8 protein-coding genes and 1 pseudogene are annotated in these 11528 nt (G+C 54.8%); 1 reads left to right on the top strand and 8 read right to left on the bottom strand.

All coding sequences use genetic code 11. The features are described 5' to 3' along the window. Positions 1 to 245 precede the first annotated feature (245 nt). Positions 246 to 1304, top strand: coding sequence for a type IV pilus twitching motility protein PilT (locus tag HY768_02320; GenBank protein ID MBI4726055.1), 1059 nt, complete (start codon positions 246 to 248; stop codon positions 1302 to 1304). A gap of 108 nt (positions 1305 to 1412) precedes the next feature. On the opposite strand, the gene HY768_02325 is transcribed toward HY768_02320, so the two are convergent. The 8 genes and pseudogenes from HY768_02325 to HY768_02360 form a co-directional block, all read right to left on the bottom strand. After that, a complete protein-coding gene (locus tag HY768_02325; protein ID MBI4726056.1) occupies positions 1413 to 2420 on the bottom strand; it encodes a hypothetical protein in 1008 nt (335 codons plus the stop codon). Positions 2421 to 2697: 277 nt separating this feature from the next. After that, positions 2698 to 6216 carry a translocation/assembly module TamB domain-containing protein gene (locus tag HY768_02330; protein ID MBI4726057.1) on the bottom strand — a complete coding sequence of 1173 codons (3519 nt, stop codon included), beginning with the start codon at positions 6214 to 6216 and terminating at the stop codon, positions 2698 to 2700. Then, entirely contained in the window at positions 6216 to 8009 is a 1794-nt protein-coding gene (locus HY768_02335) for a BamA/TamA family outer membrane protein (GenBank protein ID MBI4726058.1), read from the bottom strand. Before HY768_02335 ends, HY768_02330 begins: the two co-directional genes overlap by 1 nt. A gap of 3 nt (positions 8010 to 8012) precedes the next feature. Further along, entirely contained in the window at positions 8013 to 8966 is a 954-nt protein-coding gene (locus HY768_02340) for an aminopeptidase (protein ID MBI4726059.1), read from the bottom strand. A 62-nt stretch (positions 8967 to 9028) separates the two neighbouring features. Beyond that, positions 9029 to 9411: pseudogene (locus HY768_02345) on the bottom strand (hypothetical protein). Between the two features lie 7 nt (positions 9412 to 9418). Next, complete coding sequence (murA, locus tag HY768_02350) at positions 9419 to 10693, bottom strand: UDP-N-acetylglucosamine 1-carboxyvinyltransferase (protein ID MBI4726060.1); 1275 nt, start codon at positions 10691 to 10693, stop codon at positions 9419 to 9421. A gap of 257 nt (positions 10694 to 10950) precedes the next feature. Beyond that, positions 10951 to 11130, bottom strand: a complete 180-nt coding sequence (locus HY768_02355; GenBank protein ID MBI4726061.1) for a Trm112 family protein — start codon at positions 11128 to 11130, stop codon at positions 10951 to 10953. Between the two features lie 139 nt (positions 11131 to 11269). Beyond that, positions 11270 to 11528 (bottom strand): T9SS type A sorting domain-containing protein (locus HY768_02360; protein MBI4726062.1); only part of this gene is annotated, 259 nt, incomplete at its 5' end.

An 11528-nucleotide genomic window follows, 5' to 3' on the forward strand; every position in this document is an offset into this window, starting at 1 on the left:
AAAAAACCGAAGTCAGAATTGGATGTGCCATTCTCAACCGTATAGCTCAAATAGGTATGCCGGTGTCATATAAGGTTGCTGTCTAATCATCGATTTATCAGGGGATGCTGTATCTTTACAATCTTTGCGCAACAAAGCCCTATGGACATACAATTTTTTAGTCCACCGCATCACCAACGTATCGCCATCGTATCACTGCCGGATTCACAATTGACGGGACATTCACACACACCGCTTAAAGTAAAATGGAAATAAGCCAGCTGTTGCAGCATATGGCCCAGCAAGGCGCCTCCGACCTTCACCTCAAAGTAGGAAGCAGCCCCCTGTTGCGCATCTACGGAGACCTGCTGCCTACCCAGATGCCGGCCCTGACGCCCGACGACATCAAGCGGTTCGTGGATTCCGTGCTGACCCCGGCCCAATGGCAGCGTTTTACCCAGGACCTGGAGTTGGACTTTGCCTATACCCAGCCCGGCACCGGACGTTTCCGGGTCAACCTGTTTTTGCAGCGCAGTTCTCTGGGCCTGGTCTTCCGGCTGGTTCCCGAGAAAATCCCTTCGCTGGATGAACTTGGCTTTCCCGCCATTTTAAAGGAGATCGCGCTGCGGCCCCGGGGCCTGGTGCTGGTAACCGGCCCGGCCGGCTGCGGCAAGTCCACCACCCAGGCCTCCATGCTCGACCATCGCAACGCCAACGATCCCTGCCACATCATGACGGTGGAGGACCCGGTGGAGTTCATCCATACCGATAAAAAGGCCATCGTCAACCAGCGGGAGCTGGGCCGGGATACTTTGACCTTTGCCGACGCCCTGAAATACGTGCTGCGCCAGGACCCGGACTGCATCTTGATCGGCGAGATGCGCGACCTGGAGACCATCAGCCTGGCCATCACCGCGGCCGAGACCGGCCACTTAGTGCTGGCCACCCTCCACACCACCGACGCCGTCCAGACTATCGACCGGATCATCGACGTTTTCCCCCTGCACCAGCAGGAGCAGATCCGGATGCAGGTAGCGGTGAACTTCGTGGCGGTGATTTCCCAGATCCTGGTAAAACGGGCTGACGGAAGAGGCCGGGTGGCCGCCCATGAGATAATGACCGGCACCGGCGCGGTGCGGAATCTAATCCGGGAGGGCAAGACCTACCAGTTGCAGAGCCTGATCCAGACCAGCGTCAAGCAGGGCATGTGCACCCTTAACATGTCGCTGGCCTCGTTGTTCCGGAGAAAATTGATAACCCTGGATGAGGCCTTGAGCAAATCCACCGACCCCGAAAACCTCCAGCAGATAATGAGGTCCCAGTAGGCATGGCAGCAGCAGAATAAAAAAGGCTGGCGCAAAGCGCCAGCCTTTTTCCGTGAAAAATGTTTTTTGGGCGGTATACCCTTGTCTCCGTACCTTGGTGGCTAAATATCACTCCAGATACAAACTTACCGCCCCCACAAACGACTGCTGCCACCGGTTGGTGGCCAGATCCAGGGTATTGACCACCGCCCCGTCGATCAAAAACTTTTTATAAAGATACCCCACTCCCCCGGTCCAGACGTAGTCCTCCTTGGCCGCTTTATATATCCGGCTGTAGCCCAAACGCCCGGAAACCGCGCCGTAACCCGGCAGGGCATATTTATATTCCCCGGCCAAAGAATAACGGAACGGAGGAGTCCCGCTGCCCAGATATTTCTCTATGGCCCCGGATATTTTCGGCAGTTTGTCGGCGACTATGGCCCCGCCCAGCCACAGCTTGGGCTTCAGCTTGTCGTCCTCCACCTTTTTCCAGTAAACCTTGCCCACTATATTCTGGCCGCTGACCCCGAATTTCAATTTTTCGTAATTCCCGTAAAAACCAATATCTATCCCGTAACCTACGCTGTTCTCGTCGATGGTCCGGGCCTTGGTCCATAAAGCGCCGCTCTGGGTCTGGGTGATCTCCAACATCCGGCCCCAGAGGATCTTGGCGGTCAGGCCCATGGCGGTGTTGGGATTATACTCGTCGTTTTGACCGAATACTACGGCGAACTCATCCACCCCGTAGCGCAGGTAATTGCTGACGGAATCGGCGCCCTGGAGAGCAACTGTTTCTTCGGCATGCCTGACTATCGAGCGCCAGGACAATCCCATACCCTTGGCAGCCAGGGCCAGGTAATTGATCCTTTTGGGGCCGGAGAAAAGCGGATCGGACAGCAGGCCTGAAGAATGGGTATAGTTCACGATGAACATCGGCCAGCGCAGGGCTGAAAGCTGGGCCGGATTCCAGTAGATCACCGAGGGATCGTTGTCGATCCCGGCCACGCAGCCGGAAAGCGACAGCGCCCTGGCCCCCACCATCGGCCCCTGATAGCTTTGCCAGTCGATGACCGAGGCGTTCAGCGCCGCAGCCCAAATAGCCAGCGCAGCCAAAATTACAACGGTATTTCTATTCATCGTTTTCCTAATATTATACAGGAACGGGTTTATCCGCAGACGTTGTAGTAAGCGTTAGCCGAACTATTGCGCAGATTAATTCTTACTATACAATTCAGTACTGAGCTTTAACAAATTCAAAATGCTAATTCCGAATCCGCCCAGGCGGGCTAAACAATTTCAAACCATTAAATTACAAAATATCAAACTGTTGAGAGATTTAGACATTTGGGTCGTTGATAATTATTTAGGATTTAGTTTTTAGTTTTACCCAACTTTGGCAACAGCCAAAGTTGGGTCAGTACTTGAACTTCATCCTTAAGCCCAGATTGAACTTCCCCTTGTCGTCCTTCTTAGCCACTATGGCGCTGCGGGTGCCGAACAGGTATTCGGCGGTGAACTCCGTTGACAGGTTCGCAGAAAGCCCCTGGGAGTAGCTGACAAAAACTTTGCGGGTGACGTATTTGCCCAGGGTCACCTGGGCCCCCTTGTCTTCGCCGGTCAGATAGGTTTTCAGCCGCACTACGTCCACCAGCCCGATATTCTTTTGTTGGAGTTTGCCCAAAAGCATGTTGCTGAGGTAATCCACCCCCCGCTGGGTCACCTGGCCGGCCAAATCCCCATTGCCGTTCTCGTCATCCAGTTTGCGGCCCACCGAGATCATGGTCAGGATGTCCTGTTCGGACATGGTGGGGTCGGAAGTGAAGCTAAGTTTTGGCTGGAGAGCCGTTCCCTGGATTTTCAAAAATATCTTCACCTTGCTGGTGCCCCCCTCGGGGGTTGGCTGATCCACCGAGGTCTGGGCCGACAGGTTAAGCTCCGGATTAATAAGGGCCGAGTTGGTGAAGGTCAGCTGGCCCGAGGTGATGTCAAACTGGCGGTCCAGGGCCTTGTAAGTGCCCCGGATGGTCTCCAGCCGCCCCGACAAAAACAAAAGATTTTGCTGCATCCTCACGTTCAGGTTGTCTATCTTCAGCTCGATGTCGGCGTCGTTGTTGCGCAGCCAGATCCCCTGGGGGCCGGTGATGGCCAGGTCCAGATCCATTGGCTTGGGCTCGCCTTCTGGCGGCGGCGGCTCCTCGGCCGGGGCAAAGGGCATGGAGATCAGGGCGGTGTTGACCTTTACATTTCCCGAAATTTTAGGATGATTGACCGTTCCGTTGATCTCGATCCGGGCGTCCACGTTGGCTTCGATGAACGGAATGTTGCGGATGGGCGCCTCGCGGGTGGTGATCAGGAAATACATCTTGGAGGGGATGAATCTTTCCAAAAGGATCTCGCCCCGGTTGATCATCACCAGTCCCTGGTTCTCGGTGGTTCCTTTGATGCCGTCTATCACCAGGCTGTCGGCGTTGAAATGGGCCCTGACTATCACGTCCCGCAGGTACATGCCGAAGGGCCGGAGCACCATCTTGGCGTTGTTGATGGAAAAATCCCCGTTCAGCAGCGGTTTGAAGGGCGTGCCCGAAAGTGCGACCGAAAGATCTATCCGGCCTTCATAGACGCTTAAAAAATCAGCCATGGGAAAAAAGGCCCAGGTGCCGATGTCCCTTAAGCTGACCTGTCCTTCCATCGGCTGATCTAGCAATTTTCCCATCTCCGGGCCCGCCGCCAGGTTGACCGGGATCCTGGCCGAAAGCTCGGAAACGCTTCCGTAGCGGCTGATAGCCAACTGGTTCAGCCGGACCACCCGGTCGGCATAAGCCACGTCCAGGAAGAGATTATCGGCGGTGAACTGTTCAAACCGGAGATTGCCTACATTCAGCTTTAAAGAATATTTTGGCGAGGCCAGGTTGCCGGAACCAGCCAGCTCAAAATCCAGCAGGCCGTGGACGGTTTTATCAAGCTGCATAAGCTCCAGTATCCTTCGGCTGTCAATATCCCGGCCTTTGATATCTACCTGAAAATCTTTATTGTTCCGGTAGTTCCCCGAGAAAAGCAGGCTGCCCCGGCCTAAGATCAGCTTGCCGGGCTTAAGATCGATTGCGCCGGACTTGATGTCCACCGCCAGAGGCTGGCTGTTGGCAATGATCTGGTAACCGGAATTGAAGAAAAGTTTGTAGACTATCAGCGATATGTTCTTTCCGGCCACCTCCAGCTGCCCGCTCAAAAGCCCTTCGGTGATGCTGTCCTTGACAATATGAACGGAAAAACCTCCCCGGTCCAGGCCCCTCAATTCGGCCAGCATCTCGATTTTTTCTATGCTTTGTTTGCCGAATTCTATTCCGGTCAGCGTGAATTTGCTGTCCCCCAGGGGGCTTTTGGCTATTGATTTTACAGACATATTGCCGTCAAAATACAGGCAGCTGATCCCGGCCAGTCCGGCCTCCTTTAATCGGAACGATCCGATGATATCGGGGTCTTTGGTAGAACCCGATACCAGCCCGGTGAAGCGCAGGCGGCCGGCCAGATCCTTCAGTCCGAACAAAGGTCCGAATTGGGCCAGGTCGATCTCGTCGGTTTCCAGTTCCAGGCTGACGGCCTCCTTGTAAATATCGCCTTTGGCCTCCAACTGGGCCTGGCCGCTCCTCAGCCGGATCTGGTCTATTGCGATGTCGGCGCCTTCGGCCCTAACGAAACAGCGAAACTCATCCACCGGGATATCGTTAACCGAGCTGCGGTTCAAGACCAGATCGGCCCTGGCCTTGATTTTTTTAGGCTCCAGTCCCTGGCCCTGCAACTTGAATACGCCGTTGATGTTGGTCTTTAATGCCTTTCCGGCCATCGGCAGCATTGTTCCCAGGTCCACCCGGTTTAAGGAAAGCTGCAGATCGTAGTCCCTGGCCTTCAAATCCAACTGGCCAGTGCCATTGACCGTGCCCGGGCCGGAAGCCAGATCAATGTCCTCAACCAAAAGCATCTGATCCCTGAAACTCAACCGGACATTCAAACGTTCCAGGCGCGCTCCGCCGATACCGCAGGCCGCAGACCGGATATCTACGTTTGCGGACGGGTTATCAAGACTGCCCTTGCCTCCGGCAGTGATGATTATTTGCCCGTCAAAATCTTCGGCTTTCAACCGGGCGGCCCGGGCCACATCGGACATATTGAGCTTAAGCTTGGCCCGGGACAGGCCGTATTTCTTGCTTTTTCCGTCCAGCCATAAACTAAGTCCCAGGCGGCTGGAGCCCAGATTAATCCCGAAACCATCCAGTTTGACTGTGTCCCCGTTGATGGCCAGAGAACCATTTCCTTTATTCAGGGAAAACTTGCGATCGGGAATATAGGCGCTGAAATCCTTTAAATTCAATGATAATTTTGGCCCGCCCATCTTCAGCCCTGCCATCAGGTTTATTTTTTCCACCAGTTGGGAATCCGGGCCCGGGCTGATCATTACCTTTAAGTTACCGATTTCGACGGTAGAAATTTCCAGGGGCGGGAAATTGGTTTTTCCCTTGGGTTTGGTGGAATCCGATTTGAACAAATTGGAAAAATTCCAACTGCCGTCGGAGCGGCGGACCAGCCTGGCCCGGGCGTCATATACTCCCACCTGATTGACGGTGATCCTCCCCTTGGTCAAAGAAACCCAGGGGTGGATGACCACTTTGATCCGGGGGACCTCCAGCATCATTCCGTTTTTCAGGGAGTCTTCCGAGGCCAGCTTCAAGCCATGGAGCACGATGTTCATTGGCAGCTGGACGCTGGCGCTGTCGATGGTGAACTCCCGTCCTAAAACATTGGACAGGGTGAGATCGGCTTTGGTTTTAAGCTTCTCCTTAAAGCTCCGGCTGTTCAAATAAAGCGCCAAGCCGGCCAGAGACAGCAGGACAACCGCGGCTGAAGTGATGACTATTATGTTTCTGGTTTTATGCGGCATCAAAAAGCGTGCCCCAGGTTTATGTATATCAGGCCGCCTTTAAGTTCCATCCGGCCCTCGGTTTTAATCGCATAGTCCAGCCGGACCGGGCCGATCGGGGTATAGAATCTTAAGCCCAGCCCCGTGCCCCCGTGATATTGTTTCCACTTCACCGACTCAATATCGGCCCAGACGTTTCCGGCGTCGACGAAAAGACAGGCCCCGAACATCTTATACACCGGGACCCGCAGTTCCAGGTTGCCGTTAACCAGCATGTTGACGGTGCTGAAAGTATCGGCATAAATCTCGTCCTGGGCGTAACCCCTGAGATTCATGGCCCCGCCCAGTTTCAGCCTCTCCTGGATGGGCACCGGACCCACCCGGTTGAAAGTATAGATTCCCGAAGCTTTGGCGTGCCAGGCCAGGATGAAACTGCGGCCCAGATTGTGGTAAAAGGCAGTCTCCCCGGTGCTCTTGCGGTAATCGTTGGACCCGCCCAGCACCGAACCGGCCTGATCCAGCCTGGCGCTGACATTATAGCCCCGGGTGGGATTGAAGATATCGTCCCGGTTATCGGCCGTGGCGCTTACAAAAACGTCGCTGGTGGTGGTGGTGGTCTCTTCTAAAAATTCGTATTTGTAGCCCAGATAGACCTGTAATATCCGGGTGATGGATTTACCCACCTTGGCTTCGCCGCCCAAACGGCTCAAGGGAGACCAGTAGGACGCCTCATCCCGCTGTCTTTTGTAATAGATGCTCCCGCTGGCTTTCAACGGCAGCGATAAAAAATACGGCTCCAGGTAATCCAAATAATAATCATTGGTATAGGGATGCAGGCCGTCGGTCTTTCCCAGCCCGTATCCGATGTCGGTCTTCAAAGTTATCTTCTGCAGATTGCCGAAGATATTGTCGCTGCCCCACTCCAGCCCTAGCTGCACCCGGTCGGGCTGCTGGTAGCCGAAATTGAAGCCATACCAGCTGTTTTTGTCTTCCTTGACGAACAGCAGCAGGTTTACCGTGTCGGACTTTTCCGTCAGGCCTTCCATTTCAAACCGGACCTCGGTAAAAAGCCCCAGCGAATAGACCCTTTGCTGGTTCTGATAGACCCGGGAAGGCATCAGCACTTCGCCGGAAGAAAGGTTCATCTCCCTTTTGATGACCTTTTGAGACACTCTTTTATTGCCCTTGATGCCGATCAGCCCAATAAAAACCTGCCGCCCTTCGGCAATCCGGTAAACGATGTTGGAAACGTGGCCGTCCTCCGTTTTCATGATCGTGTCCTTTACCGTGGCATAGAGATATCCTTTTTCGGCGTAAAGCGCGACGATGCCGGAAGAGGTCTGTTTAACCGCCGCCAGGTTCAGGGCATCGCCGCTCTTGACTTTTAACAGCGACAGCAGCACTGAATCGGAGTACAGGGAATTGCCCTGGAACTGTATCTGGCCGATGGCCGAAAGCTGCCCCTCGCTGATGGTCAGGGTGTAATCTATCTCTTGGGCCTCTAAATTCACTCTTTGCTCCCGGTTCTGGAACTTGGCCTCCAGAAAACCTTTCTTCTGGTACATATAGATTATCTTGCGCAAATCCTGCTGGAAGGTAAAATCGTCGAACCTCTGCCCCCGCTGGCTGGTCATCTTCCCGGTCAGCTGGCCCTGGGTAAATACGGCGTTGCCGACAAAGGTAACCTTGCCCAGTTTAAGCCTCGGGCCGGTCTCCTCCACCGGTTCCTTGAGCTCGGTCTGCACTTTCTTAGCGCAGCCCCATAGCGCCAGAAATCCGGCCAATAAAATTATGTTGATTCTGTTGAAACGCACGATTTATACCAAAAGTTTTCCGTTTTTCATCAGTCGTTTCCCGTCTAACCAGACATCGGGATTTTTCACGATCCCATCCTGATGGCTGGGGACCTTGACCCTGCCGCCGAACCCGGAGTTGTCGCCAAAGGCGATGTGGATGGTGCCCAAAGCCTTTTCGTCCTCCAGCACATTGCCGGTGATCCTGGCTTGGGGATTTATGCCGATGCCGAACTCGGCGATGTTCCGCCCGTTTTTTCCGTGGGCCGAAATTATCTGCCACAGCTTTTGGGCCTGCCGGCCTTTGCCCACCTCCACCGCAAAGCCCTGGGCAATGGCTATCTTGATCGGCCTTTTAACGGGCCAGATATCCGCGATGGAACCGTCTATCACTAAAAGCCCGTTGGCGCTGCCTTCTAAAGGAGCCACGTAAACTTCGCCGGCCGGCAGGTTGGTAAATCCGCCTTTAAAAGGAATGATGCCATGGTCGGGCAGAGCCTGGCGGCCCTTGATCAAGAAGCTCAGGTCGGTGCCCGCTTTAGTGGTTATCCTGACCTTATTGGCCCGGCTCACGATGCCGGCCAGTTTTTCCCCGATCTTTTTAATTGTCCGGTGATCGGCGCAAAGCGTCCTGACTATCATGTCCTTGGTCGCACCCGGCATGCTGGCTATCCGGGCGCCGCTGGCTGAAGCCTGGCGCCGGGCCGCGGTGTGGGACAGCGATTTTGTTGTGATCATGAATATCACATCCGCCTCCTGCATCATCAGGGCAACGGCAAAAGGCGGCTCCTGTCCGTTGTTCTGCCTTGGCGCCATGCAGGCCAGAAGCGTTTCCTTGGCGAAGCGTTTGGCGACCTCGTAGAACGCCTTGCCGATTTCCAGCTTGACATCGTCCGTGATTATTAGAACCGTCTCGTGGGACTTGACGGCCAGGCAGTCGCGGATAGCGACGGTGATGGCGCGGTGGATCTGATCCATACTGTACTGTCCTACATAATAATGAGGATTATAGAAAAATGCATATTACAACTACGAATAGGCTAATTTGTTCCCCGCAACAGCTTTTCAATCAGGGTCGGGAGCGAAATCAGGGAAATGGTGGACTTCTGGTCGGACATGGCATAGGGGATGACCAGCATTCCGTTGTGCAGCAGCACGCCGCAGGTGTATACGACGTTCGGGACATACCCCGACCGGCTGGCCTCGGTCCAGTGGATGAGCGGCTCCCGCAGGCGGCCGAGTATTTTCGCCGGATCTTTCTTGTCCAGCAGGGCGGTGCTGATCGAGTATTGGCGGACGGGCCGACGCCGTGGGTGATGAGCAGCCAGCCGTGCTCGGTCTCGATCGGCGAGCCGCAGTTCCCGATCTGGATGAATTCCCACGGATACGAAGGCGGAATGCCTGGGCTAAATGAAAACCCTATCTCCGGATCACATCGGCACCTGAACCCTTCTGATCTTCGCCCCCAGCTTTTTCAGTTTCCTTTCCCAATTCTCGTAACCCCGGTCCAGATGGTAGATCCGGTTGACCTCGGTCCGGCCCTCGGCCGCCAGGGCCGCGATCACCAGGGCCGCCGAGGCCCTTAAGTCGGAGCCCATCACCGGGGCCGCAGTCAGTTTCGGAACGCCCTTGACTATGGCGGTGTTACCTTCTATCTTGATGTCGGCCCCCAGCCGCTGCAATTCCGGGACATGCATAAAGCGGTTTTCGAAGATGGTCTCGGTAACGGCCGAGAGGCCGGAACAAACTGCGGCCAGCGCCATTATCTGGGGCTGCATGTCGGTGGGGAATCCGGGATAGGGGGCCACCGCTATTTCCATGGGTTTCAGCCGGCGCCGGGCCTCCACCGTCACCATTTCGTCGCCCTGGGCTATCTTGACCCCGGCCTTTCTTAAAATTTCAATCACCGCGGTCAAATGGTCAGGCCGGCATTCTTCGATGGTCACGCATCCTCCGCTGATGGCGGCGGCGGCCATCAGCGAGCCGGCCTCTATCCGGTCGGGGATCATTTTGAAATGACAGGGGTGAAGCTCCGGGACGCCTTGGATGGTGATCACCGGAGTGCCTGCCCCGCTGATGCCGGCCCCCATGCAATTGAGCATCTTGGCGGTGGCCACCACCTCTGGCTCACAGGCCGCCGACCCGATCACGGTCCGGCCTTGAGCCAGAACGGCGGCCATCATCACGTTGATGGTGGCCCCCACCGAAACTCCGTGGCTCCCGGCCAGGTGGAACTTGGCGCCTTTGAGCCTTGGGGCCTGGGCCTGGGCCTGGACGTAGCCGTGCACTATGTCTATTTTGGCGCCCAGGGCTTCCATCCCCTTCAGGTGGAGATCAATGGGCCGGGCGCCGATGGCGCAGCCGCCGGGCAGCGAGACCCGGGCCTTGCCGAACCTGGTCAAAAGCGGCCCCAGCACATAGTACGAGGCCCTCATCTGCTTTACTATCTCGTACTCGGCTTCGCATTTCAGTTTGGCCGGGACATCGATCTCCATCCGTCCATCGGCGAACTCCACCTTGGCCCCCAGCCGCAGCAACAGCCGCCTCATGGTCCGGATGTCCATCACGTTGGGAACGTTGGTCAGCACTGTTTTTCCGCAGGCTAAAAGCGAGGCAGCCAGGGCCGGCAGGGCGGCGTTCTTGGCGCCGGAAATTTTGACCGTTCCCTTGAGTTCCCGTCCGCCGTCTATTACAAATTTGTCCACTCTTCACCCTTTTTAACTCGATTGAGCGTAATGATACCCATAAAGCGATGCAGGAGTGGCAAGTCGTATATGTTAAGCACGATTTGGATGTTTGCCTAACAAACGTTCAAACGTCATCATTGTACCGCGCCAGACATTTCCAGCACTGCCTTTCATTATAATTTAGCGCCTCCAACATTAACGCTCCATGCCGGGCATTTCAAACAATGTTTAGCCCTGAATCACTGCTTCTCAAACGTTAAAACATTGCCTGACAATTATTTCTTGCCGCCAGTCAGCGGCTCGGCCTCGTCGATCAGCATGATGGGAATATCATCCTTGATGTTGTAGCCCAGCTTGCAGCTCCAGCAAAGCAGTTTTTGTTCCTTGGGCCGGTATTCCAGCTCGCCCTTGCATTTGGGACAGGCCAATATTTCCAGTAATTTTGGATCCAGCATGGGACCTCCGTTTATTATTGATTAAACTAGGATTATACTAATAAGCCAGTTGCAAGTCAATATATTTAAATTGTGTTTTTAGCAAGGATACTAAAAAAAGGCCGAAGTTGAAAACTTCGGCCTTTTACTTGTGCAGATACTACTTTATCACTACCATCTTTTTAGTATCAATAAAATCCCCCGCCTGTAACCGGTAGATATAAACCCCGGAAGAAACCTTAAGCCCGCCCCCGTCCCGGCTGTCCCATTCCACCTGGTAGGCCCCGGCCGGTTTGGCTTCATTTACCAGCGTCTTCACCAACTGCCCCAGGGCGTTGTAGATTTTGAGCGAGACCTGGCCGGACTTGGTTAATTGATAATTAATCGTGGTTAATCGTTTGCAGGGGTTGGGACAATTC

It is taken from the genome of candidate division TA06 bacterium (genome assembly GCA_016208585.1).
Lineage (GTDB): Bacteria > Edwardsbacteria > AC1 > AC1 > EtOH8 > UBA5202.

Bases quoted from the DNA above. Each gene is read 5' to 3' on its own strand.
- HY768_02355 (MBI4726061.1), bottom strand. From the start codon at position 11,130: ATGCTGGATCCAAAATTACTGGAAATATTGGCCTGTCCCAAATGCAAG.
- HY768_02325 (MBI4726056.1), bottom strand. From the start codon at position 2,420: ATGAATAGAAATACCGTTGTAATTTTGGCTGCGCTGGCTATTTGGGCT.
- HY768_02320 (MBI4726055.1), top strand. From the start codon at position 246: ATGGAAATAAGCCAGCTGTTGCAGCATATGGCCCAGCAAGGCGCCTCC.
- HY768_02330 (MBI4726057.1), bottom strand. From the start codon at position 6,216: ATGCCGCATAAAACCAGAAACATAATAGTCATCACTTCAGCCGCGGTT.
- HY768_02340 (MBI4726059.1), bottom strand. From the start codon at position 8,966: ATGGATCAGATCCACCGCGCCATCACCGTCGCTATCCGCGACTGCCTG.